A 25,017-nucleotide genomic window follows, 5' to 3' on the forward strand; every position below is an offset into this window, starting at 1 on the left:
CTTCCCGGGGCTTTTTTTATCCGCAACAGAGGGGGTTATTTAAACCCGCGCGCCTCTTTGATCATCTCCCAGGCTTGCGAAATTTCCTGGGCTTTCTGTTTGGCCATTTCCATCATTTCCGGCGGCAGACCTTTCGCCACCAGCTTATCCGGATGGTGCTCGCTCATCAGCTTACGGTAAGCGCGCTTGATGGTCTGGGCATCATCACTGCTTTTGACCCCCAGCACACTGTAGGCGTCTTCAAGGGTTGGGCCGCGCTGCGCCTGCTGCCAGCCTTCGCTACGCCGGGAGCCGGAGGTGCGCTGCTGATACCCACCGCCAAACTGGGCGCCCCCCTGCATCATGCGCAGGAACTGGTCGAACTGCATACGCGAAATACCCAGCTCTTCCGCAATCACGTACAGCACATCGCGCTCATTCGGGTGCAGGGAGCCATCGGCAAATGCTGCCTGAATCTGAATTTCCAGGAACATGCGAATCAAATCGAAACGGCCAAAGCACACCTGGCGTAGCTGGCGCATTTTTTCACGCAGCGGATAGTTGGCCTCTTTGCCGTTGCGAAAGGCCCGCTGAGCCGCATCCCGGGACTCGCCGGTCAGCTGCATGCGATCCATCAACAATGAGGCGACCTGAATATCCGCCTCGGTGACCCGTCCTTTGGCTTTGGTCAAATGGCCCATCACCTCAAAGGTGGTGGTAAAAAAGACCGCCTGCCGCTGCTGCTGATTGGCAAACCACACGGTTTTGCGGCTTCTGGCCCGGTCAAACAGATGCCCGACCAGAAACCCGAGCACCACGCCCCAAAAGCCGCCGCCCATTAATAAGGCGATTGCAACACCCACCACTTTTCCCCAATACTGCATATACTCCCCAAATGGTCATGCCGTCAGCTAGAATTTGCTTTATCATACCCGTCAATCCAAACGGTGACTAACATATACCCATCAACCAGTGTGTTGCAGTTCAGCGCAGCATCCTGAGCGTCAGGGTATCCACGGGCAAACAAGCAGGAATAACACTGGCACAGAATTGATGACTACGTTAGTCTCTGTCCGTTTGCCGGCGCTAAGCCAATGATGATGGAACAACGAATAACGCGCATGAAAAAACGTATTCCCACCTTGCTGGCCACTATGATTGGTACAGCGCTATACAGCCAACAGGGCCTTGCCGCTGATCTTGCCTCTCAGTGTATGCTTGGCGTGCCCAGCTATACCCGGCCGCTGGTACAAGGCGATACCAATAATCTTCCGGTAACCATTAACTCCGATCACGCCGGTGGCGACTATCCGGATAATGCCACATTTACCGGTAATGTAGACATTCAACAGGGCAACAGCCGTCTGACCTCTGATGAAGTACAACTTCACCAGAAGCAGGCAGAAGGCCAGACGGAGACGGTACGCACCGCAGATGCACTGGGTAACGTGCACTACGATGATAACCAGATGATTCTGACCGGTCCCAAAGCCTGGACCAACTTCAACACCAAAGATACCAACGTCTGGAAAGGTAATTACCAGATGGTGGATCGCCAGGGCCGCGGTAAAGCAGACGTCATGAAGCAGCGTGGCGAAAACCGCTACACTATCCTGGAAAACGGGACCTTTACCTCCTGCCTGCCAGGCTCTGATACCTGGAGCGTGGTCGGCAGTGAAATTATTCACGACCGCCAGGAAGAGATTGCCGAGATCTGGAACGCGCGCTTTAAGATTGGCCCGGTGCCGGTCTTCTACAGCCCGTATCTGCAGCTGCCGGTCGGCGATAAGCGCCGCTCAGGCTTCCTGATCCCCAGTTTTAAAACCGGCTCCACAAACGGCTTTGAATTCGCCCTTCCTTACTACTGGAACATCGCGCCAAACGTGGATGCCACCATCACGCCCCACTATATGGATAAGCGCGGCCTGATGTGGGAAAACGAATTCCGCTACCTGACCCACGCCGGGGCCGGGGTAATGGAGCTGGACTATTTACCGTCCGATGACGATTATTCTAAAAACCACGATCGTGACCGCCGCTGGTTGTTCTACTGGAACCACTTCGGGGTCATCGACCAGGTATGGCGCCTGAGCGCGAACTTTACCAAAGTGAGCGACGAAGACTATTTTAACGACTTCGACTCCAAATACGGCTCCAGTACCGATGGTTACGCCACGCAGATCTTCAGTGCCGGCTACTGGGATAAAAACTTCGATGCCACCGTGTCGACCCGTAAATTCCAGGTCTTTAATGCAGACAGTTCAGACTCCTATGAGGCGATGCCGCAGCTGGATGTCAACTACTATAAAGACAACCTCGGGCCGTTTGATTTCCATGTTTACGGCCAGGCGGTGCACTTCCAGAATGCGAACAGCAACTACCCGGAAGCCACCCGTCTGCACCTTGAGCCAACCCTGGATTTACCGCTGGCTAACGACTGGGGCAGCCTGACCACCGAAACCAAACTGCTGGCCACCCATTACCAGCAGGATAACCTCAACGAGTTCCGCCGCTGGGTAGCCAAAAACAACCCGGGCAATCTGGATGCGGCCAACCGGCTGAAATCCAGTGAAGACCGCGTAATGCCGCAGTTTAAAGTGGACGGCAAAATGGTCTTTGAGCGCAATATGGACTGGTCACAGGGGTATACCCAGACCCTGGAGCCGCGCGCCCAGTATCTGTATGTGCCGTACCGCGACCAGAGCTCCATCAACAGTTACGACTCAACCCTGCTGCAGTCTGACTTCTCCGGCCTGTTCCGTGACCGCACTTACAGTGGTCTGGACCGTATTGCCTCAGCAAACCAGGTGACTACCGGCCTGACGACCCGCGTCTATGATGATGCGGCCGTGGAACGATTTAACTTCTCTGTGGGTCAAATCTACTACTTCAGTAAACCACGCACCGGAGATGAGGCAAGTAACTATGAAGATCAGCGCCGCACCGGCTCGGTTGTCTGGGCCAGTGATACCTACTGGCGCATGACCGACCGCTGGGGTCTGCGCGGCGGCGTGCAGTACGATCGCCGTCTGGATAACATCGCGAACGGCAATGCGGCCATTGAATATCGCCGCGATGCAGACCGGATGGTACAGCTGAACTACCGCTATGCCAGCCCGGAATACATTAAAGCCACGCTGCCCAGCTACTACTCCACCGACGACCGTTACAAAGACGGTATCGCTCAGGTGGGGATTACGGCCAGCTGGCCTATCGTAGACCGCTGGTCGGTAGTGGGCGCGTATTACTACGATACCAACGTCAACCACGCAGCGGATCAGATGCTCGGCGTGCAGTACAACTCTTGCTGTTACGCGCTGCGTATCGGCTACGAGCGTAAAATTAACGGTTGGCAGGATAACCGGAGTAAATACGACAACTCCATCGGCTTTAACGTCGAGCTGCGTGGCCTGAGCTCTAACTACGGCCTCGGCACCAGCCAGATGTTGCGGTCCAATATTTTGCCGTACCAGAGTTCACTCTAATTTGGGTCTAATTACTCAACCGCTATGCGGTTAAACAGAATGGAAAATGTATGAAGAACTGGAGAACGCTGCTGCTTGGGCTTTCATTAGTCGCCAGCACCACCTTCGCCGCCCCGCAGGTTGTGGATAAAGTCGCAGCCGTTGTTAATAACGGCGTTGTGCTGGAAAGCGACGTTAACGAGCTGCTGCAGTCCGTTAAACTGAACGCCAGCCAGGGTGGGCAACAGCTTCCTGATGACAGCACCCTGCGTCATCAGATCATGGAGCGCCTGATAATGGATCAGATTGTGCTGCAGATGGGTCAGAAAATGGGCGTGACGATCAGTGACGACCAGCTGAACCAGGCGATAGCCAATATCGCCAAGCAGAACAATATGACGCCGGATCAGATGCGCAGCCGTCTGGCTTACGAAGGCATGAACTACAACACCTATCGCAACCAGATTCGTAAAGAGATGATCATCTCCGAAGTGCGCAATAACGAAGTGCGCCGCCGGGTCAATATTCTGCCCCAGGAGGTAGAAAATCTCGCAGCCCAGGTGGGTAATCAGAACGATGCCAGCACCGAGCTGAACCTCAGCCATATTCTGATCCCGCTGTCGGAAAACCCGACACCGGATCAGGTCAGCGATGCCGAAAGCAAGGCGCGCACCGTGGTTGAGCAGGCCAACAGCGGTGCCGATTTCGGTAAGCTGGCCATCACCTACTCTGCCGACCAGCAGGCCCTGAAAGGCGGCCAGATGGGCTGGGGGCGCATTCAGGAGCTGCCGACTATCTTCGCTCAGGCCCTGTCCACCGCGAAAAAAGGCGACATCATTGGCCCTATCCGCTCCGGTGTGGGTTTCCATATTCTGAAAGTGAACGATATGCGTGGCCAGAGCCAGAGCATTTCGGTGACCGAAGTCCGCGCCCGCCATATCCTGCTGAAAGTCTCACCGATCATGTCTGACGATCAGGCCCGGGAAAAACTGCAGCAGATCGCCGCAGACATTAAGAGCGGCAAGCTGACCTTTGATGCGGCGGCCAAAGCGAACTCTCAGGATCCCGGCTCCGCTAACCGGGGCGGTGAGTTAGGCTGGGCGGCACCGGATATCTACGATCCGGCATTCCGCGATGCGCTGATGCGTCTGAACAAAGGCCAGATAAGCGGCCCGGTACACTCCTCCTTCGGCTGGCATCTGATTCAGCTGCAGGATACCCGCACCGTAGACCGGACCGATATGGCGCAAAAAGATCGCGCTTACCGCATGCTGTTTAACCGCAAATTCTCTGAAGAGGCGGCCACCTGGATGCAGGAACAGCGTGCCAGTGCTTACGTAAAAATTCTGGATGGCAATGGCTAATACACCTCGTGTGGTCATCACTCCCGGCGAACCCGCCGGGATTGGCCCCGACCTGGTCGTCGCGCTGGCACAGCGCGACTGGCCCGTTGAAATGGTCGTCTGTGCTTCTCCCTCATTACTGTCTGAACGGGCAGCACTGCTGGGGCTCCCCCTGACTCTCCTCCCCTACCACGCGGATACCCCCGCCAGCCCCCAGCGCTCTGGCACCCTGACACTGCTTCCCCGTGAACTTCAGGCCCCGGCCATCCCCGGCACCCTGAACGCCGCCAACGGCCAGTATGTGGTGGAGACCCTGGCCGCGGCCTGCGACGGCTGCCTGAGTGGCGAGTTTGCGGCCCTTATCACAGGCCCGGTCCATAAGGGGATCATTAACGACGCCGGTATCCCTTTTACCGGGCATACGGAGTTCTTTGAACAGCGCGCCCACAGCGAAAAAGTGGTGATGATGCTGGCAACCGAAGAGCTACGGGTAGCACTGGCCACCACCCATCTGCCGCTGAAAGATGTGGCCCGGGCGATAACCAAACCGCTGCTGCGCCAGATAATCGGTATTCTGCATCACGATCTGCGCACCAAATTCGGTATCGCCAGCCCCCATATTCTGGTGTGTGGGCTGAACCCGCACGCAGGGGAAGGCGGCCACATGGGCCACGAAGAGATAGACACTATCATTCCGGTGCTCAGTGAACTGCGCCAGCAGGGGATGAACCTCACCGGCCCGTTACCGGCCGATACCCTGTTCCAGCCCAAATATCTCGACCATGCCGACGCGGTACTGGCGATGTATCACGATCAGGGCCTGCCCGTGCTAAAATATCAGGGATTTGGCCGGGCGGTGAATATCACCCTTGGTTTACCCTTTATTCGTACTTCTGTGGACCACGGTACTGCGCTCGATCTGGCAGGCACCGGGCAAGCAGATGTCGGCAGTTTTATCACGGCGCTTAATCTCGCCATTAAAATGATTGTTAATAGTCAATGAATACTCGAGTTCATCAGGGCCATTTAGCCCGTAAACGTTTCGGGCAAAACTTCCTTAATGATAAGTTCGTTATCGACAGTATTGTCTCTGCCATTAACCCGCAAAAAGACCAGGCCATGGTGGAAATCGGCCCGGGCCTGGGGGCACTGACCGAGCCGGTAGGCGAACGCCTTGATGCCTTAACGGTTATCGAGCTGGACCGCGATCTGGCCGCCCGCTTGCAGACCCACCCGTTCCTGGCGCCAAAACTGACCATCTATCAGCAAGATGCCATGACCATGGATTTTGGCGAGCTCTCCAGAACCCTCGGCCAGCCGCTGCGGGTATTCGGTAACCTGCCGTACAATATCTCCACCCCGCTGATGTTCCACCTGTTCACCTATACTGACGCCATTAAAGACATGCACTTTATGCTGCAAAAAGAGGTGGTCAATCGCCTGGTTGCCGGTCCGGACAGTAAAGCGTATGGTCGGTTAAGTGTGATGGCCCAGTATTACTGCCAGGTGATCCCGGTGCTTCAGGTGCCGCCGTCTGCCTTTACCCCGGCCCCGAAAGTGGATTCCGCCGTGGTACGCCTGGTGCCGCACGCGCAGTTGCCGCACCCGGTAAAAGATTTGCGTATTCTCAGCCGTATTACCACGGAGGCGTTTAATCAGCGCCGTAAAACCGTCCGTAACAGTCTGGGCAACCTCTTCAGCGCAGAGCAACTGACGGCGCTGGGCATTGATCCGGCGATGCGTGCAGAAAACATCTCTGTGGCGCAGTATTGTCAGTTAGCGAATTTTGTTGCTGATAACCCGCCCCCGAAGGAGAGCTAAGCCATGTTAGATTCGCCCCGCGTGTGTGTTCAGGTTCAGAGTGTCTATATCGAATCCCAGTCGTCCCCGGATGATGAGCGCTTCGTTTTTGCCTACACCGTCACCATTCGTAACCTGGGGCGAAACCCGGTCCAGCTGCTGGGCCGCTACTGGCTAATCACCAACGGTAACGGTCGCGAGACCGAAGTCCAGGGGGAAGGCGTGGTTGGCGTTCAGCCACTGATCACCCCCGGCAATGAATATCAGTACACCAGCGGGGCGGTCATTGAAACCCCGCTGGGCACCATGCAGGGCCATTATGAAATGGTCGATGAACAGGGAAATGGCTTCCGTGTAGCAATTCCTGTTTTCCGTCTTGCTATTCCGGACTTTATTCACTGAAAAATGTCTACCTATCTGATTGGCGACGTTCACGGCTGCTACGATGAGCTGATCGCCCTGTTACGCAAGGTCGGGTTTTCACCCGACCAGGATACCCTCTGGCTGACCGGTGATCTGGTCGCCCGCGGCCCGGACTCCCTTAAGGTTTTGCGCTATGTGAAATCCCTGGGGTCAGCGGTGCGCCTGGTGCTGGGCAATCACGATTTACACCTGCTGGCGGTCTATGCGGGCATCAGCCGCAATAAGCCGAAGGACAAACTGAACGAGCTGCTCAGCGCCCCGGATGCAGACGCCCTGCTTAACTGGCTACGCCGCCAGCCGCTGCTACAGGTCGATGAAGATAAAAAACTGGTTATGGCCCACGCCGGGATCACCCCCCAGTGGGATATCAACACCGCCATCGCCTGCGCCAGCGACGTCGAAGCCGTACTCTCCAGCGACAGCTACCCGCTATTTCTTGACGCCATGTACGGGGATCTGCCCAGTAACTGGAGCCGTGATCTTACCGGGCTTGCCCGCCTGCGGTTTATCACCAACGCGCTGACCCGGATGCGCTACTGCTTCCCGGGCGGCCAGCTGGATATGTTCTGTAAAGACGCGCCGGAAAACGCCCCGGCACCGCTCAAACCCTGGTTTGATATCCCGGGCCCGGTGGCGGAGCACTACAGTATTGCATTCGGGCACTGGGCATCCCTGGAAGGGAACGGCACCCCGGAGGGGATTTACGCGCTGGATACCGGCTGCTGCTGGGGGGGGAATCTCACCTGCCTGCGCTGGGAAGACAAACAGTGGTTTGTTCAGCCCTCTACCCGGCCCCCCCGGGAAGAAGAGCCCGGCGCCCGGCAAGCCTGATAGAACCAAAACGGCCTTTTCCTCCCCTGAGAAAAAGGCCGTTTTTCCACCGCCACGCCGCTGTCAGCTGCGCCGGTCGAGGATCTCAAAGCAGTAGCTGTGGGAGTTTTTCTCGTCCGCATCGTGAAACTCACTGAATACCGACTGCCACTCATCCGGTTCATATTCCGGGAAGTGGGTATCCCCTTCTACCTCAGCATCAATATGGGTCAGGTACAGGCGCTGCGCTTTGGGCAGGAACTGATCGTAAACCCGGCCGCCGCCGATCACCATAATTTCCGGCGCATCGCCACAGGCGGCGATGGCGTCATCAACAGAGCTCACCCACTCCACCCGTTCGTCATCGCCCGGCTTACTGCTGATGACAATATTCTTACGCCCGGGTAATGGCCGGCCAATGGACTCCCAGGTCAGGCGCCCCATAACGACCGGCTTATTCAGTGTGTTACGCTTAAACCATGCCAGGTCAGCAGGCAGGTCCCAGGGCATGGCGTTTTCCATCCCGATAACCCGATCTACCGCCAGCGCTGCAATCAGACTGATCATGATTCGATTCCAGTGAAAAAAATTGTCGCCACTATACGGAAAGCATAATCTTTAGTCGACTAACCACCGATCGGTGGCGGCGAATTTTTTCGCTTTTGCTGTCCGCGCCCGGTTACAGTGCCGTGGCCTATTGTCTTCCCTGCGTTGCGGATGATGAAATTTTTGCACTTACCGGGGCTCCCCGTGCTGCGTTATAGTGGGCGGATCCCGTTGGATGAGAAACCACCATGTTAGAGACCAGCCTGTTTGTTGCGACCATCGCCGCCCTGGGAATGCTCTCCCCGGGGCCGGACTTTTTCCTGGTTATCCGCAATGCCACCCGCTATCACCGGGCGGCGGCCATGATGACCACCCTGGGCGTGATTGCCGGGGTCACCACCCATATGACTTACTGTGTCGCGGGCCTGGCGGTGGTTATCACCACCACTCCGTGGCTCTTTGGCCTGCTGAAATACGCCGGGGCCGCCTACCTGTGCTGGATTGGCGTGCAGGCGCTGCTCTCCCGGGGGGGCGCGACCATGGATATCCGCCAGGACAGCCCTCAGCAAACCACCCTGAAAAAAGCGTTTTTACAGGGTTATCTGTGCAATTTACTGAACCCGAAGGCCACGCTCTTCTTCCTGGCGATGTTCACCCAGGTACTGAACGTCCACTCCGGTGTTATGGAGAAACTCTGGTACGCCGGGATCATTGTCGGCCTGTCGTTTATCTGGTGGCCGCTTCTGGTGGTGCTTATCCAGAGCGAGCCGGTGCGTAAGGGGCTGGCAAAAGCGCAAAAGATTATCGACAAACTGCTCGGCGGGGTGTTACTGGCGCTGGGGATCAAAGTGGCGCTCAGCTAATCAGTCACGGGCGGCACCGCCGCCCGTGACCACTTTCAGGAGCGCGGTTTTACATCCGGCTCGTCGTTTTCATTACCGCTGTGGAGCCCTTCGGCGGTTCCCTGCCAGCCATTACGCTGGGTATCATCCAGCAGGGCGCGATCCTCACTGATAATATCCGACAGCATCGCACTGGTGCGCTTACTCAGGGCGACCAGGGATTTATCGTCATGATCTTCCGCGGCCATCTCTTCCAGCATCCGGCCATTAAAGCGCCGGAAGTGGTCTGCCCGCTCCCGGGCCTCGTAACTGCCGACCCCCAGCGCTTCCAGCGCGTAGCGCCCCACTTTCAGCGCCCCTTCGAAGGTTTCGCGCTCCGGGCGATCAACCCCGGCGTGGCGCAGCTGAATATAGTGCTCAACATCCCGGGCCCGGGCTATTACCTGCAGGTGGGGAAAATGATTTTTCACCATCTCCGTCAGCTCAAGGCTGATAGCCGGATCATCAATGGCGTTAATCAGCACTTCGGCTTTTTGCGCCCCGGCGGACTCCAGCGTGTCCAGGCGGGTCGCATCCCCGAAGAATACCTTCATACCGAACTTACGCAGGGTTTCAATATGGTCCGGATCGTGATCCAGAATGACCATTTTCACCCCGCTGGAGAGTAACAGACGCCCGGCAATCTGCCCGAAGCGCCCGAACCCGGCCACAATCACCCGCGGCTGTTCCGCATCGATTTCATCCGCCTCCCGGGACTCGGCCTTACTGCGCCCTTCCAGAGCACTGAGCAGCACCAGCAGTAGCGGCGTAGCCGCCATAGAGAGCGCCACGGCCAGGGTAAGCGCTTTCGCCCAGTCCGCATCCAGCACATTTGCCATACGCGCCGCGCCAAAGACCACAAACGCAAATTCACTGCCCTGCCCCAGCAGCACGGTAAACCAGCCCCGCTGCCTGCCGGGCACCCGCAGGGCTATGCTCAGGATCCACAGCATCAGGCTTTTGATAACCAGAAATCCGGCCAGCAACACCAGCACCCGCAGGGGGTTATCCAGCAGGGTGCCGAAGTCTACCGACATCCCGACACCGATAAAAAACAGCCCCAGCAGCAGCCCTTTAAACGGCTCGATATCGTTTTCCAGGGCGTGGCGATATTCAGAGCTCGCCAGTAACACCCCGGCCAGGAATGCCCCCATCGCCATGGAGAGCCCGGCCTCTTCCAGCAGCAGGCCGAAACCGAACACCAAAAACAGCGCCATGGCGCTGAACACTTCCCGCAGCCCGGAGCGGGCCACAAAATGGAGCAATGGCCGGGTCAGATAGCGCCCCAGGAGCAATACCGCCACCAGCGCACCAGCAATTTTTGCCGCCGACAGCAAAAACGCCCCGGTGGTCGTGGACGCCCCGCTACTGGCCAGCAGCGGGATCATCGCCACCAGCGGAATTGCCGCAATATCCTGGAATAGCAAGACCGCAAACGCCCGTCGTCCCATCAGGGAAAGGGTCAGGTTGCGCTCCCCCATCGCCTGCATGGCAATCGCCGTTGACGACAGGGCCAGGGTCAGGCCGATCAGCACCGCCACCTGCCAGCGCAGGCCGAGGAACATACAAAACCCGCCCAGCGCCAGGCCACACAGGGCCATTTGCAGCACCCCGCCACCAAAGACCGAGGCACGCAGCGTCCACAGGCGGCGCGGATCCAGCTCCAGGCCTATCACAAACAGCATCAGCACCACGCCGATTTCCGCAAAGTTCAGAATGGTTTGCGCGTCGGTCACCAGCCGCAGCCCCCAGGGGCCGATAATACAGCCGGCTATCAGATACCCCAGTACCGATCCCAGCCCCAGGCGCACCGCTATCGGGACGATCAGCGCCGCCGAGCCCAGATAGATAAGCGCCTGAATCATGCTATGGCTATCCATGGTGCGCCTCCTGCCAGTCCAGCAGCAGCTGCTTATATTTGCGGGACTGGGGCTGAAGCGCCTCATCATCACAAATAAAGGTGGAGTGCATCACAAAAGGGGTCAGCCAGCGGAGCCCGCAATACATGGCGGTCGCCTGTAATGGCTGGGCCAGCACCTCAAAACCGGGGTGGTCACCCAGTTCAAAATGGTGGGCGCTTCCGCCGGTGGTTACCGCCCAGAGCAGGCTCTTCCCGTGCAGCGCACTGGCCCCTTCGCCATAGGCCCAGCCATGGGAGAGCACCTTATCCAGCCATAACTTAAACAGTGGCGGGGTGCTGTACCACTGCATCGGGTGCTGCCAGACAATCAAATCAGCCCGGCTGAGCGCCTGCTGCTCGGCGGCAATATCAATTGCAAAGTCCGGGTAAAGATCATAAAGCGACCGGATCTCCACATCATCCAGGCCGGAGACCTGCTCCAGCATGCTTTTATTTGCATGGGAGTGTTGTGGATAGGGGTGGGCATAAATTATCAGTATCATTGGGTTCTCAGACAGATAAACGCTACTGATAATGATAATCCCGAACGGCCACAAAAACGACAAGTGCCGGTACGGTTACGGCCACTGGCGGCGGATACGCATCCGGGCCGTTTTCCCCAGCGGCATCCCCCGGGTTTCCGGGGCAAACAGCAGCGAAATCACCAGCCCCGCCAGGGAGATCCCCGCCCCGACCAGCATCGTCGGACCAATGCCATACTCACTGATAAACACCGGCAGCGCCCAGGTCGATATAACGGTGCCAATCCGGCTGACGGACATAATCAGCCCAACCGCCGATGCGCGGATCGCGGTGGGGAATAGCTCATTCGGATAGAGCCACTGAAGGATCCCCGGCCCGCCGGAAAAAAACGCATACACCGCAAAGCAGCTCACCACCAGCCAGATCCCCGGCGACAGCCCCAGGCCCAGCGCACCAAGCGCCAGGGTCATCAGCAGAAAGCTGAGCAACAGCAGCGAACGCCGCCCCACCCGGTTAAGCCAGTACATGGCGGGTAAGCACCCGAGCATAAAGAACAGACTAATCACCACATTGCCCAGGGTTGCCATCGGCCCGCGATCCAGCCCCAGTAGCCCAACAATATGCGGGCCGTAGGTATAGATAGCAAACATCGGCACTACCTGGCAGGTCCAGATGGCGCCGGTAAACAGCACCCAGGGCAGGTGGCGGCGGTTAAACAGCGCCGAAAAATGGGTGTCCTGGGGGGGCTCCTCTTCAAAGTGCACCTTCTCGCCAAACAGCCTGATCATCATCTGGTCACACTCCTCCCTGCGCCCCTGGCGAATCAGCCAGCGCGGGGACTCGGGCAAATCAAAGCGCCCGACCAGAATCACCAGACACGGGATCACGGCGCTGCCCAGCATCCAGCGCCAGCCGCCGGGTACATCATAGAGCGCAAAGCCCACCAGATTGGCGCACGTAGCCCCCACATACCACATCAGGGCAATAAACCCGACGGCGAAAGCCCGCTGGCGGGTGCTGGAAAACTCGGTGATCATCGAGGTGGCTATCGGGTAGTCGGCACCAATGACCACCCCCACTAAAAAACGCATCACCAGCAGCTCCATCGGGCTGGAGACAAACATGGTCCCCAGCGAGATAACGCCAATGGCGATAATGTCTATCAGAAACATTTTGCGCCGGCCCACCCGGTCGCAGATATAGCCAAACAGCGATGTCCCGATAAACAACCCGGCCAGGGTCGCGGCCCCCAGCAGGCCAATCCACCGGGCATCGAGGGCTAACAGCGGGGTGAGCTGCTCCAGGGCCACCCCGATAATCACCAGGACATAACCATCCAGAAAAGGGCCGCCGCTGCCCCACAGCATAATGCGGCGGTGAATGGCACTAAAACGGATATCATCAAAATTACGGGATTGCATGGCTGCTGCCTGTTACGGACCAGAAGGAATAAGCGGATAACTCGCGGTTCACAACCCGGTGGCCCACTACCCGTAGCGGTATTCGATCCCGAAGGTGCCGCGCGGGTACTCCCACTTCTCCAGGGCGCTGTCCATGCCCAGGATCCGGCAGGTGCCGCACTCCAGGCACCCGGCGTAATCAAAACGCACGGAGCCATCCTCCTGCTTTTTATACAGCCCCGCCGGGCAGGCTTTGGTTAACAGCTCCATCACCCGGGCATCGGGCTGGGCCTTAACGAGGATATGGGGCTGCTCCTCATCCACATTAAATTTGTTGATCCCAAGTTTGACATCGACATTGACCGGTGAAGTCATAGTGCGGTTACTCCTTTAATGCCGTCCTTAAGCAGATTAATAAAGCCAATCTGCTTCCCGTGGCGGTAGAGTTGTTTACGCAGGGGTTCAGGTGCCGCGCCGGACACGGTAAAGAGCTGGCTGGCCATTCCCACCGCCAGTTGCGGATAGGCGCTGAACATGCGCGGGTTATCCAGAAACCCAGGCATACGCTGGTACATCCGCATATCGCGCAGCGGCCCGGCCTCCAGCAGGCGCAGATAGTCGCCAAGGCCCTCCTTGCTGAAATCCTCGCGTTCCATGGCGGCCAGCACCGCCTGAGCGGCAGCCTCACCGGAGGCAATCGCCAGATCCATGCCGCGAATGGTAAAGCCCAGATTCATACACATCCCGGCCGCATCCCCGGCCACCAGTACCCCGTCGCGCACCAGCTCGGACTGCATTCTCAGCCCCGCTTCCGGCACCACGTGGGCCGCATACTCGGCCAGTTTCCCCCCTTCAATCAGCGGGGCGATAACCGGGTGGTGTTTAAAATCCTCCAGCATCTGGGGGACGGATTTTTTCGCTTCCTGCAAATGGTGCAGGCCGCACACCAGCCCTAAAGAGACCGAATCCCGGTTGGTATATAAGAAGCCGCCCCCCATCAGCCCCCCGGTCGGGGAACCGGCAAACAGGCAGGCCACGCCTTCATCACCTTGTAAATTAAAGCGATCCTGTAGCACGCTCCGGGGCAGCTCAATCAGCTCCTTCACGCCGACGGCCACATTTTCTGCCGCCACGGGTCTGGTCATGCCCAGCTGTGTGGCGAGCAGGGAATTCACCCCGTCCGCGAGGATAACCACCCGGGCCTCCAGCACATCGCCATCGGCCTCTACCCCGGTGACTTTGCCCCCCTGCACCACCAGCTTGTCCACCCGGATACCGGTAATACACTGGGCGCCAGCCGCTTCTGCCTGCTCCATCAGCCAGGGGTCGAATTTTGCCCGCAGTACCGACCAGGAGACCGTATCCGGCTGCTGTGACGCACAGTTCTGGTAATCCATGGTCATGGCCCCGCTGTCGGTCATAAAGGCCAGCTTCTCCCGGGTGATGCGCCGCTCCACCGGAGCCTGCCCGGCAAACCCGGGTAATATGCGCTCCAGGCTGTGCGCATACATGCGCCCGCCGGTGACGTTTTTGCTCCCCGCGAAATTGCCCCGCTCAATCACCAGCACCTGCGCACCGGCTTTTGCCAGCACCAGCGCCGCCACCGCACCGGCCAGCCCGCCACCTACAATGATCGCGTCGAAGATATCGTCGGACATACACTCTCCAGTATTTATCATGACCGGCGGCAGCCAGGATCTGCGCTGCCGCCGCTAACTCAGTGGGCCAGAAGCCCGGTCAGCACCGGCAGGATCCGCTGCAGATCGCCCACAATGCCGTAGTCTGCATACTGGAAAATAGGTGCGTTTTTATCTTTATTGATAGCCACAATGGTCTGGGCGCCGTTGGCCCCCACCATGTGCTGGATCTGGCCGGAGATACCGACCGCGAGGTAAAGCTCAGGTTTGATAATCAGATTGGAGATACCCACATAGCGCTCATGGGGCATCCATTTTTCATTTTCGGCCACCGGGCGCGAGCAGGCCAGCTCCGCGCCAATGGCTGAGCACAACGCCTGCGCCATGGGCAGGTTCTGCGGGCCGCCAATACCGCGCCCGACACTGACCACCAGCCGGGCTTTATCGATATTTACCGTCTGGCTTTCCCGCTGCTGGGTGGCGGTGCGAATCACGGCCTGGGCCGGGGCCTGCCACGCCAGCACGACCGGGGTGCCGGTGCGCCCTTCTGACTCGGCGGCCGGTTCAAACACGCCGCCACTGACGGTGACGACACAAAATGGCGAACTGACCGACTCTTCGCCCACGGCCAGGCCGCCATACACCATATGCCGGGTCACCACCAGTCCTTCGTTCACGGACAGGGCGGAAATATCATTCGATACCGCCGCCCCCAGCCGTGCCCCAATCCTTGCGGCCAGCAGCTTGCCGCGCCGGGTGGCGGGCAGCATCACCAGCCCCTGCCCGCTTTCGCGAATGGCGGCGACCATGGTGTCCGCATAATCTTCCACCATGCGGTCGTCCGGCTTACCGTCAAGCTGATAAACCTGCCCGGCCCCGAGGCGAAACGCCAGCGCGCTTTGCCCGGCGTTCAGGGTGAAGACATTCACCGTCGCGCCGTAATTCAGCGCGCCCCCGGTTAACTCTGCCAGGCGAGCGTCGCTGTCGCTAAACACCCAAACACTGGATAATGTGCTCATACGTCCTCCGGTTATTGAATGATTTTGCGAATATGCTCAGCGAACGCTGCGATTTGCTCATCGCTGTCGCCATCAATGACGACGCGCTGACGGACTTTTTGCGCCGGGGCGGCCACCTTCTGGGTGGACAACGCCTCCGCAGGCTGGCAGCCAATATCGGCACACTGCCACACCTGCACCGGCTTTTTAGCGGCACCCAGAATCGCCTTCATAGAGGGGATAGGCGGGGTGTTAATATCGGTAGAGACGGCAATCACCGCAGGCAGTGGCACGGTCAGGGTTTCGATTTCATCTTCCAGCTCCCGCTCCACCACCACCGTGTGCGCATCCAGAGACAAAATCGCCCGCACCCCGTTAATCGCCGGGATATGCAGCGCTTCACCCAGCAAAATGCTCACCTGCTGGGCGTAAAGATCGCCAGAGCCATCCCCGCACAGGATAAGATCAAACCCGGCTTTACTGGCCGCTGCCGCAAGGCCCGTGGCGGTACGCTGCGGCAGGGCCAGGGCGTAGTGATCATCCACCACCACCACCAGATCATCCGGCCCCCGGGACAGCACATCTTTGCGCCCCTTAACGTTATTCAGGGCATCCCCGCCAATACTGAGTGCCGTAATATGCAGCTCCGGCACCCACTGGCGCAGCTGGTTTGCGGCTTCAATCGCATTTAAATCGTACTGGCTGATTTTTACCGGTGCCCGGGAGAGATCCAGCGAACCATCGCTGGTATTCACCGCGATATCCTGCTCGTCAGGCACGCATTTATAGCAGGTAATAATTTTCATCACATCTCCTGATGTCATTCATTATGAGCTTATCGGTTTCATTAATGAGCTATAGAAGTAGCATGGACGGGGCAAATAAAAATAAAACCATCATCACCAATATTGAACATATGCGGGTATTACGAATATCACATTCAATATTGCTATCGGGATCACCAATATTGAAAACCACAATGAAACACGCCAGCGAGATATACACTCATACCATTGATATTAATAATAAAAATATTAAATTCAATTTTCACAATAATGCTAACAACACATAACACGGACAATATTGTGAAGTACATAACACTCCGGGAATAGAAGAGTTACCAATATATATCTCAGCCAAAAGCCTGTCAGAATGGCAGGCAATGTTTATATGACAATAAATATTAATATATTGTTATCTGCAGATTTCATTCAAATGGAATTCAGCCATGAGCCAAGAAAAGAAAAAAGCGGAAAAAGCCAAAAAGGTGGGAATAGAGCCCAAAGTCTTTTTCCCTCCTCTGATTATCGTCGGCATATTATGCTGGCTGACAGTGCGCGATCTGGAAGCCGCCAACCTGGTCATCAATGCCGTATTTCATTATGTCACCACCGTCTGGGGGTGGGCATTTGAATGGTATATGGTCGTCATGTTCGCCGGGTGGTTCTGGCTGATTTTCGGCCCCTACGCCAATAAGCGCCTTGGCGGTGAGCCACCAGAGTTCAGCACCGCCAGCTGGATTTTTATGATGTTTGCCTCCTGCACCTCCGCAGCGGTGCTGTTCTGGGGCTCAATTGAGATCTATTACTATATTTCCAGCCCGCCCTTTGCCCTGGCGCCGTTCTCGCAATCGGCCAAAGAGATAGGCCTGGCCTACAGTTTGCTGCACTGGGGGCCGCTGCCCTGGGCCACTTACAGCTTCCTTTCTGTGGCCTTCGGGTACTTTTTCTTTGTCCGCAAAATGGATGTGATTCGCCCCAGCAGCACCCTGGCGCCGCTGGTCGGGGAAAAACGCGCCAGCGGCTGGCTGGGCACCATTATTGATAATTTCTACCTGGTGGCGCTGATTTTCGCCATGGGGACCAGCCTCGGCCTGGCCACGCCGCTGGTGACCGAGTGTATCCAGTACCTGTTCGGGATCCCTCATACCCTGGAGCTGGATGCGATTATCATCACCTGCTGGATCATTCTGAACGCCATCTGCGTGGCCTGCGGGCTGCAAAAAGGGGTCAAAATTGCCAGTGATGTGCGCAGCTATTTAAGCATTCTGATCCTCGGCTGGGTGTGCATCGTCAGCGGCGCCAGCTTTATGATGAACTACTTCACCGACTCGGTCGGCATGCTGCTGATGCACCTGCCAAGAATGCTGTTCTACACGGACGCCATCGGCAACAGCGGCTTCCCCCAGAGCTGGACCGTGTTCTACTGGGCCTGGTGGGTTATCTACGCCATTCAGATGAGCATCTTCCTCGCCCGTATCTCCCGGGGGCGCAAAGTCCGTGAACTGTGCCTTGGCATGGTGGCCGGGCTGACCGGCGCCACCTGGCTGCTGTGGACGATTCTGGGCAGTAATACCCTGCAACTTATTGATAAAAATGCCCTTGATATCCCCCATTTGATTGAGCAGTACGGCGTTGCCCGCGCGATTATTGAAACCTGGGCGGCACTTCCCCTGCCCACCGCCACCATGTGGGGCTTCTTTATTCTGTGCTTTATCGCCACCGTTACGCTGATTAACGCCTGCTCCTACACCCTGGCCATGTCTACCTGCCGCGAAGTGAAAGACGGGGCGGAGCCACCGCTGCTGGTGCGCATCGGCTGGTCAGTGCTGGTGGGGGTTATCGGTATCGTACTGCTGGCGCTGGGGGGGCTTAAGCCTATCCAGACCGCCATTATCGCCGGCGGGTGCCCGCTGTTTTTCGTCAACATCATGGTCACCCTCTCGTTTATTAAGGATGCCAGAACCCACTGGAAATCGTGATTTACCCTCACGCCATACCATGACATTAAGAGGTGAGTAATATGGATTTTAAATTAAATGATGAGCAGGAGCTGTTTGTAGCCGGCATCCGCGAATTAATGGCCAGTGAAAACTGGGAAGCCTATTTCGCTGAATGCGACCGGGACAGTGTCTACCCGGAGCGCTTTGTAAAAGCGCTGGCCGATATGGGGATCGACAGTTTGCTGCTTTCAGAAGAGCACGGCGGGCTGGATGCGGGGTTTATTACCCTGGCCGCCGTCTGGCTGGAGCTGGGCCGGCTCGGGGCGCCCACCTATGTGCTCTACCAGCTTCCCGGCGGGTTCAACACCTTCCTGCGTGAGGGCACCCAACAGCAGATTGACAACATCATGGCTTTCCAGGGCACCGGTAAGCAGATGTGGAACTCGGCCATTACCGAACCCGGTGCCGGTTCCGATGTGGGCAGCCTGCAAACCAACTACACCCGCAAGAACGGCAAGGTTTACCTCAATGGCAGCAAGTGCTTTATCACCAGCAGCGCCTACACGCCGTATCTGGTGGTGATGGCGCGGGATGCGGCCTCACCGGATAAACCGGTCTTTACCGAATGGTGTGTCGACATGACCAAACCCGGTGTCCGGGTTAACAAGCTGGACAAGCTCGGTCTGCGCATGGACAGCTGCTGCGAAGTGATGTTCGACAATGTGGAGCTGGACGAAAGCGATATGTTTGGCCGGGAAGGAAATGGCTTTAACCGGGTTAAAGAAGAGTTCGACCATGAGCGCTTCCTGGTGGCCCTGACCAACTGCGGCACCGCCATGTGCGCCTTTGAAGACGCCGCCCGCTATGCCAACCAGCGGGTGCAGTTTGGTGAAGCCATTGGCCGCTACCAGCTGATCCAGGAGAAATTTGCCCATATGGCGATAAAAATCAACGCCATGAAAAATATGCTCTATGAAGCTGCCTGGAAGAGCGACAACGGTACGATCACCTCCGGCGATGCGGCGATGTGTAAATACTTCTGCGCCAATGCGGCCTTTGAGGTGGTGGACTCAGCAATGCAGGTGCTGGGGGGGATTGGTATTGCCGGGAACCACCGGGTAACCCGCTTCTGGCGCGATCTGCGCGTGGATCGGGTCTCCGGCGGCTCTGACGAAATGCAGATCCTGACCCTCGGGCGCGCCGTGCTTAAACAGTACCGCTAACCCGCTCACCGGCCCCGCGACTGCCGGGGCCTTCACGTTGCCATTACCGAGGTATGCTTATGTCAACCCCAGTTCTGATGCCCCAGTTTGGCCCACTGGCCGGGGTACGCGTTGTGTTTTCAGGTATTGAAATCGCCGGGCCTTTTGCCGGGCAAATGTTCGCTGAGTGGGGCGCTGAGGTTATCTGGATTGAAAACGTGGCCTGGGCGGATACCATCCGCGTTCAGCCCAACTATCCCCAGCTCTCCCGGCGCAATTTGCAGGCGCTGTCGCTGAATATTTTTAAAGATGAAGGCCGCGACGCCTTCCTGCGCCTGATGGAAAGCACCGATATCTTTATTGAAGCCAGCAAAGGCCCGGCGTTTGCCCGGCGCGGCATCACCGACGAGGTGCTGTGGAGCCATAATCCACAGCTGGTTATTACCCACCTGTCCGGTTTTGGCCAGTACGGGGACCCGCGCTATACCAACCTGCCCGCCTATAACACCATAGCCCAGGCGTTCAGCGGTTATCTGATACAAAACGGCGATGTGGATCAGCCGATGCCCGCATTCCCCTACACGGCGGATTACTTCTCCGGTATGACAGCAACCACCGCCTCCCTGGCGGCCCTGTATAAAGCCCGGGAAACGGGCCAGGGCGAGAGTATTGATGTGGCCATGTACGAAGTCATGCTGCGGATGGGGCAGTATTTCATGATGGACTACCTGAATGGCGGCGAAATGTGCCCGCGCATGACCAAAGGCAAAGATCCCTACTACGCCGGTTGTGGGTTATATCGCTGTAAAGATGGCTATATCGTGATGGAACTGGTGGGGATCCCGCAGATCCAGAGCCTGTTTCAGGATATTGGTCTGGCGCATCTGCTGGGCACCCCGGAGATCCCGCAAGGCACCCAGTTGATCCACCGGGTGGAGTGCCCGTACGGCCCGCTGGTCGAGGAGAAACTGGATCTCTGGCTGTCTCAGCAGAGTATTGAATCCGCCCTGCAGCGCCTGGGGGAGATCAACGTGGCCAGCGCCAAAGTGCTCGGTGTGGATGAGCTGGAGAGTAACCCTCAGTATCAGGCGCGGGAGTCCATCACCCACTGGCAGACCATGGACGGGAAAACCTGCACCGGCCCGAACGTTATGCCGAAGTTTAAAAACAATCCGGGAAAAATCTGGCGGGGAATGCCTGCACATGGGATGGACACCACCGCTATTTTACGCAACATCGGTTATAACGATGAGGAAATTCGGGAGCTGGTCGCAAAGGGGCTGGCTAAAGTCGTGGCGTAATAGCAGGGGCACCGGGCGCGCTTACCCGGCAGCGCCCCGCTAACTTGAGTGGGTACAGTAAATGGATGTCATTGGTGGGCAAACATTACGGCAAATGTGGGACGATCTGGCTGATGTGTACGGCGAGAAAACCGCATTACTTTTTGAATCCGCCTGCGGGGAAACCAGGCAGTACAGCTACCGGGATCTGAATGCGGAAATCAACCGCTGCGCCAATATGTTTCTGGCGCTCGGGATAGGTAAAGGCGATCCGGTCGCACTGCACATGGACAACTGCCCGGAGTTTATCTTCTGCTGGTTTGGCCTGGCCAAGATAGGCGCCGTGATGGTGCCGGTCAACGCCCGGTTTCTGCTCAGCGAAAGCGCATGGATCCTGAACAACTGCCGGGCTAAAACCGTCGTCACAACGGAGAGTTTTTACCCGCTCTACCAGACCATGATGGCAACCCGGGCCGCCAGCGTGGAGCGCATTGTGCTGATTGCCGGGCAGGCAACCCCCGGGGACGCGCGCACAGTGCTGATGCACGAGATGATGGACCGCCAGCCGGAGACCCTCACCGATACCCCCGCCCCGGAGGCTGATGACATTGCCGAGATCCTGTTTACCTCAGGCACCACGTCGCAGCCCAAAGGGGTGCTTATTACCCACTATAACCTGCGCTTTGCCGGTTATTACTCTGCCTGGCAGGCGGCGTTGCGGGAAGATGACATCTACCTGACGGTGATGCCCGCCTTTCACATTGACTGCCAGTGTACCGCGGCCATGGCGGCGTTCTCGGCGGGGGCAACCTTCGTGTTGCTGGAAAAATACAGCGCCAGAGCCTTCTGGAGCCAGATTCGCAAATACCGGGCCACGGTCACCGAATGCATTCCGATGATGATCCGCACCCTGATGGCCCAGCCGCCGCACGGGCAGGAGCGCCAGCACAACCTGCGCGATGTTTTGTTCTATCTGAACCTTGCCAGTGAGGAGAAAGACGCCTTTATTGAGCGCTTTGGGGTCCGGCTGCTGACCTCCTACGGGATGACGGAGACCATTGTCGGCCTGATTGGCGACCGGCCAGGGGACAAACGCCGCTGGCCCTCCATTGGCCGCCCGGGGTTTTGCTATGAGGCGCAAATTCGCGACAGCCAGAATCACGAACTGCCCGATAACACCGTGGGCGAAATTTGCGTCAAAGGGGTTCCGGGTAAAACCATTTTCAAAGGCTACTACAACAACCCCGACGCCACTGCCGAAGCGCTGGATGCAGACGGCTGGCTGCACACCGGGGATTGCGGCTACAAAGACAGCGAGGGGTATTTTTACTTTGTCGACCGGCGCTGCAATATGATCAAACGCGGCGGGGAGAATGTCTCCTGCACGGAAATAGAAAATATTCTCTCCACCCACCCCAAAATTCAGGATGTGGCGGTAAAAGGTATTAAAGACGCCATTCGCGATGAAGCAATCAAAGCATTTATTGTTCTGAATGAGGGGGAAACACTCAGCGCCGACGATTTCTTCCGTTTCTGCGAAAGCCAGATGGCCAGATTTAAAATTCCGACCGCCATGGAAATTTGTAGCGATCTGCCGCGCAATTGCTCGGGAAAAGTTATCAAGAAATATCTCAGTTAGCCGTCACCGTGGTTTCCGGGATATATCCCGGAAACTGATTAATTAAATAAATCAACCACAATATTTCGAGTATATAAACAGGAATAACATGATGAATGAATCATTACGTATTACCCGTAATGGTCCGGTGCTGGAAATTATTCTCGACCGGCCCAAAGCCAATGCCATTGACGCCGCAACCAGTATTCAGATGGGCGAGGTTTTTGCTCAGTTTCAGCAAGACCCGGAATTACGGGTCGCCATTATCAGCGGTGCCGGGGAGCGTTTTTTCTCTGCCGGCTGGGATTTAAAAGCCGCCGCAGAAGGCGAAGCGCCCGACGCCGATTTCGGCCCCGGCGGGTTTGCCGGGCTGACAGAAATGTTCACCCTTGATAAACCGGTTATTGCCGCCGTAAACGGCTACGCCTTCGGGGGCGGGTTCGAGCTGGCGCTGGCTGCCGATATGATTATCTGCGCCATCCACGCAAGCTTTGCACTGCCGGAAGCCTCGCTGGGTATTGTGCCGGACAGCGGCGGTGTACTGCGCCTGCCACGCTGCCTGCCCCCGGCCATTGCCCGGGATATGCTGATGACCGGCCGCACCATGGATGCGCAGGAAGCCCTGCACTGGGGGGTGGTAAACCGCGTGGTGGAAAGCCACCAGTTAATGGACAGTGCCCGGGAGATGGCCCGGGCCATTGTCAACAGCGCGCCGCTGGCGGTGGCCGCCCTTAAGGAGATCCTGCGCACCACCGGGGAGTGCTCCGTGGAAGAGGGCTACCGGCTGATGCGCAGCGGGAAACTGCGCCATTACCCTGAGGTTCTGCACTCCGCAGACGCCAGCGAAGGCCCGCGGGCATTTGCGGAAAAACGCGCCCCGGTATGGCGCGGGGAATAATCCCCTCTGACCACAACAGGAGCCCCTGATGACATGCTACCGTTTCGAAAACCTCACGCCGGTGGTCGATCCCCGTGCCTATGTACACCCGTCCGCCGTCTTAATCGGGGATGTGATTATCGGCCCGGATGTGTATATCGGGCCGCTGGCCTCCCTGCGTGGGGACTACGGGCGGCTGATTGTCCACCGGGGGGCGAATATTCAGGATTGCTGCATTATGCACGGCTACAGCGATATGGAGACCGTGGTACATGAAAACGGCCATATTGGCCACGGCGCGGTGCTGCACGGCTGCGTTATTGGCCGTGACGCACTGGTGGGCATGAACAGCGTGATTATGGATGGGGCGGCCATCGGTGCCGAAAGCATCGTGGCCGCCATGAGCTTTGTCAAAGCCGGTTTCCGGGGGGCGGAGCGCCAGCTGCTGATAGGCAGCCCCGCCAGATACCTGCGCGACGTCTCTGACGAGGAGCTACACTGGAAGCGGCTGAATACCCTGGAATATCAGGATCTTGCCGGGCGCTGCCGGGCCTCTATGACAGAAACCACCCCGCTGCTCAGGCCAGAGCCCAACCGGCCAACGCTGCGCGGAACCACAGAGGTGCAGCCCAGGCCTGCCGATACCGGGAAGTAGCCGTTATTCGCGGCTATCCTGTACCCGCTCGCGGCGCTGGCTTTTTGACATCATCCACTGCCATTTTTGCCCGACATCGAGATTTTCCGGCGGTGGCGGGGTCAGGCGCGGGCCGGAGGCCGCACTGCGCGATTGCTGCTCCTGTTTTTTAAACCGGGCGTACAGGCCGGCATCAATGTTGCGTACCCGCACCTGGCGCTGGCACTGGCAGCCGCGCCCTTCCAGCTGATTGGGGATCGTGCGCGTCTCGCACTCTATTTCCGCCACCTCACCCAGAATATAGGAGACGGTATTAATCGCCTTGCAGTGCTCAATACCAAACTGACGGGCAATTTCACCGGCGCTGACCCAGCGATTCTGGGCCATCATCCAGTCGGCAATTTGAAAATAAAGCGGTTTGACAACATTAGTATCACACATAAGCATACCTCACGATAACATTGTATATTCATATTTTTATTCATATCCGCGGAGGAAATAAAACCATATGAAAGATAATACTATTACCCCGATAATATCCGGGTATGGGTATATGTTGTGTGAGGCGTGCCGTGGTTGTTACATTATAAAACGTAAATATCCGGCGCAGAGCGCAATACTCAGCGCCAGATAGTCAGTTTAATTATCCAGTTCATTCATGGATTTTACCTGGTCGCGGTTAATTTGCTCGGTGCGTCCGCTTTCGGCATTTTTATAAGAGACCAGACCGGTGTCGTCATCAATCTGAGGTTTACCGTCGGTGACAATGGTCTGGCCGTCAGTGGTTTTCAGGGCCTGATTAGAAGAACAACCGGCCACAAACAGTAATGAGGCCGCGGCCAGCATAGTGGTAGTCAAAAGATGTTTCTGCATAATCATTTCTCCTCTGGCTTTCCCTGTTAATCCGGGCAGTTAACCCATAGAAAATTCACTATAACAGATAAAAAAAAGCGCCCCGGAAAATACAGACCACTCTTAAAACGGAAAAAGCCAGCAATGCTGGCTTTTTTATTCACGAAA

24 protein-coding genes are annotated in these 25,017 nt (G+C 57.3%); 13 read left to right on the top strand and 11 right to left on the bottom strand.

The window, feature by feature from the left end:
• Window positions 1-35: 35 nt before the first annotated feature.
• Window positions 36-863 carry a co-chaperone DjlA gene (djlA, locus tag EBL_RS15950; protein WP_002464104.1) on the bottom strand — a complete coding sequence of 276 codons (828 nt, stop codon included), beginning with the start codon at window positions 861-863 and terminating at the stop codon, window positions 36-38.
• A 237-nt stretch (window positions 864-1,100) separates the two neighbouring features.
• On the opposite strand from djlA, the gene lptD reads away from it, so the two are divergent.
• From lptD to apaH, 6 genes are read left to right on the top strand one after another with little or no spacing between them, the layout of a single operon-like run.
• Window positions 1,101-3,464 carry an LPS assembly protein LptD gene (gene lptD, locus EBL_RS15955; RefSeq protein WP_002464106.1) on the top strand — a complete coding sequence of 788 codons (2,364 nt, stop codon included), beginning with the start codon at window positions 1,101-1,103 and terminating at the stop codon, window positions 3,462-3,464.
• Between the two features lie 50 nt (window positions 3,465-3,514).
• Window positions 3,515-4,807 carry a peptidylprolyl isomerase SurA gene (gene surA / locus EBL_RS15960; RefSeq protein ID WP_002464108.1) on the top strand — a complete coding sequence of 431 codons (1,293 nt, stop codon included), beginning with the start codon at window positions 3,515-3,517 and terminating at the stop codon, window positions 4,805-4,807.
• A complete protein-coding gene (pdxA, locus tag EBL_RS15965) occupies window positions 4,800-5,789 on the top strand; it encodes a 4-hydroxythreonine-4-phosphate dehydrogenase PdxA (protein ID WP_014716179.1) in 990 nt (329 codons plus the stop codon). Before surA ends, pdxA begins: the two co-directional genes overlap by 8 nt.
• A complete protein-coding gene (rsmA, locus tag EBL_RS15970; protein ID WP_002464110.1) occupies window positions 5,786-6,607 on the top strand; it encodes a 16S rRNA (adenine(1518)-N(6)/adenine(1519)-N(6))-dimethyltransferase RsmA in 822 nt (273 codons plus the stop codon). Before pdxA ends, rsmA begins: the two co-directional genes overlap by 4 nt.
• A gap of 3 nt (window positions 6,608-6,610) precedes the next feature.
• The gene (apaG, locus tag EBL_RS15975) at window positions 6,611-6,988 is read left to right on the top strand and encodes a Co2+/Mg2+ efflux protein ApaG (RefSeq protein ID WP_002464111.1); all 378 of its coding nucleotides are present in this window, start codon (window positions 6,611-6,613) and stop codon (window positions 6,986-6,988) included.
• 3 nt (window positions 6,989-6,991) lie between these two features.
• Window positions 6,992-7,840: a bis(5'-nucleosyl)-tetraphosphatase (symmetrical) ApaH gene (gene apaH, locus EBL_RS15980; protein WP_002464112.1), complete on the top strand. Its 849-nt coding sequence runs from the start codon at window positions 6,992-6,994 to the stop codon at window positions 7,838-7,840.
• Between the two features lie 63 nt (window positions 7,841-7,903).
• On the opposite strand, the gene folA is transcribed toward apaH, so the two are convergent.
• Complete coding sequence (gene folA / locus EBL_RS15985; RefSeq protein WP_002464119.1) at window positions 7,904-8,386, bottom strand: type 3 dihydrofolate reductase; 483 nt, start codon at window positions 8,384-8,386, stop codon at window positions 7,904-7,906.
• Between the two features lie 227 nt (window positions 8,387-8,613).
• On the opposite strand from folA, the gene EBL_RS15990 reads away from it, so the two are divergent.
• On the top strand, window positions 8,614-9,228 hold the full coding sequence (locus EBL_RS15990) for a LysE family translocator (RefSeq protein ID WP_002464121.1): 615 nt from the start codon (window positions 8,614-8,616) through the stop codon (window positions 9,226-9,228).
• 35 nt (window positions 9,229-9,263) lie between these two features.
• Here EBL_RS15990 and kefC read toward each other — a convergent pair whose 3' ends face one another.
• The 7 genes from kefC to fixA all read right to left on the bottom strand — a co-directional run bounded on the left by kefC (window position 9,264) and on the right by fixA (window position 16,470).
• Window positions 9,264-11,126 carry a glutathione-regulated potassium-efflux system protein KefC gene (gene kefC / locus EBL_RS15995; RefSeq protein ID WP_002464123.1) on the bottom strand — a complete coding sequence of 621 codons (1,863 nt, stop codon included), beginning with the start codon at window positions 11,124-11,126 and terminating at the stop codon, window positions 9,264-9,266.
• A complete protein-coding gene (kefF, locus tag EBL_RS16000) occupies window positions 11,119-11,649 on the bottom strand; it encodes a glutathione-regulated potassium-efflux system oxidoreductase KefF (RefSeq protein ID WP_002464125.1) in 531 nt (176 codons plus the stop codon). The genes kefC and kefF overlap by 8 nt, the downstream gene beginning before the upstream one ends.
• Before the next feature lie 75 nt (window positions 11,650-11,724).
• On the bottom strand, window positions 11,725-13,050 hold the full coding sequence (locus EBL_RS16005; protein ID WP_002464126.1) for an MFS transporter: 1,326 nt from the start codon (window positions 13,048-13,050) through the stop codon (window positions 11,725-11,727).
• 66 nt (window positions 13,051-13,116) lie between these two features.
• Window positions 13,117-13,404: a ferredoxin-like protein FixX gene (gene fixX, locus EBL_RS16010; protein WP_002464128.1), complete on the bottom strand. Its 288-nt coding sequence runs from the start codon at window positions 13,402-13,404 to the stop codon at window positions 13,117-13,119.
• Window positions 13,401-14,687: an FAD-dependent oxidoreductase FixC gene (gene fixC / locus EBL_RS16015; protein WP_002464130.1), complete on the bottom strand. Its 1,287-nt coding sequence runs from the start codon at window positions 14,685-14,687 to the stop codon at window positions 13,401-13,403. Before fixC ends, fixX begins: the two co-directional genes overlap by 4 nt.
• Window positions 14,688-14,746: 59 nt before the next feature.
• Window positions 14,747-15,685: an FAD-binding protein gene (locus EBL_RS16020; RefSeq protein WP_002464132.1), complete on the bottom strand. Its 939-nt coding sequence runs from the start codon at window positions 15,683-15,685 to the stop codon at window positions 14,747-14,749.
• Between the two features lie 11 nt (window positions 15,686-15,696).
• Window positions 15,697-16,470 (bottom strand): putative electron transfer flavoprotein FixA, encoded by a 774-nt coding sequence (fixA, locus tag EBL_RS16025; RefSeq protein ID WP_002464133.1) that lies wholly within the window; start codon window positions 16,468-16,470, stop codon window positions 15,697-15,699.
• Between the two features lie 422 nt (window positions 16,471-16,892).
• On the opposite strand from fixA, the gene caiT reads away from it, so the two are divergent.
• The 6 genes from caiT to caiE all read left to right on the top strand — a co-directional run bounded on the left by caiT (window position 16,893) and on the right by caiE (window position 24,018).
• Window positions 16,893-18,425 carry an L-carnitine/gamma-butyrobetaine antiporter gene (gene caiT, locus EBL_RS16035; protein WP_002464137.1) on the top strand — a complete coding sequence of 511 codons (1,533 nt, stop codon included), beginning with the start codon at window positions 16,893-16,895 and terminating at the stop codon, window positions 18,423-18,425.
• 41 nt (window positions 18,426-18,466) lie between these two features.
• Window positions 18,467-19,609, top strand: coding sequence for a crotonobetainyl-CoA dehydrogenase (caiA, locus tag EBL_RS16040; protein ID WP_002464139.1), 1,143 nt, complete (start codon window positions 18,467-18,469; stop codon window positions 19,607-19,609).
• A 77-nt stretch (window positions 19,610-19,686) separates the two neighbouring features.
• Complete coding sequence (caiB, locus tag EBL_RS16045) at window positions 19,687-20,889, top strand: L-carnitine CoA-transferase (RefSeq protein ID WP_373278394.1); 1,203 nt, start codon at window positions 19,687-19,689, stop codon at window positions 20,887-20,889.
• Window positions 20,890-20,950: 61 nt separating this feature from the next.
• On the top strand, window positions 20,951-22,507 hold the full coding sequence (caiC, locus tag EBL_RS16050) for a crotonobetaine/carnitine-CoA ligase (RefSeq protein WP_002464143.1): 1,557 nt from the start codon (window positions 20,951-20,953) through the stop codon (window positions 22,505-22,507).
• Window positions 22,508-22,598: 91 nt separating this feature from the next.
• Window positions 22,599-23,384: a carnitinyl-CoA dehydratase gene (locus EBL_RS16055; protein ID WP_034920226.1), complete on the top strand. Its 786-nt coding sequence runs from the start codon at window positions 22,599-22,601 to the stop codon at window positions 23,382-23,384.
• 28 nt (window positions 23,385-23,412) lie between these two features.
• Entirely contained in the window at window positions 23,413-24,018 is a 606-nt protein-coding gene (gene caiE / locus EBL_RS16060) for a carnitine operon protein CaiE (protein WP_002464147.1), read from the top strand.
• A gap of 3 nt (window positions 24,019-24,021) precedes the next feature.
• Here the strand turns inward: caiE and caiF are convergent, their stop codons facing one another.
• Window positions 24,022-24,438: a carnitine metabolism transcriptional regulator CaiF gene (gene caiF, locus EBL_RS16065; RefSeq protein ID WP_002464148.1), complete on the bottom strand. Its 417-nt coding sequence runs from the start codon at window positions 24,436-24,438 to the stop codon at window positions 24,022-24,024.
• 198 nt (window positions 24,439-24,636) lie between these two features.
• The gene (locus EBL_RS16070) at window positions 24,637-24,870 is read right to left on the bottom strand and encodes a YgdI/YgdR family lipoprotein (RefSeq protein ID WP_002464149.1); all 234 of its coding nucleotides are present in this window, start codon (window positions 24,868-24,870) and stop codon (window positions 24,637-24,639) included.
• Between the last annotated feature and the right edge of the window lie 147 nt (window positions 24,871-25,017).

The organism is Shimwellia blattae DSM 4481 = NBRC 105725 (assembly GCF_000262305.1).
Classification (GTDB): Bacteria; Pseudomonadota; Gammaproteobacteria; order Enterobacterales; family Enterobacteriaceae; genus Shimwellia; species Shimwellia blattae.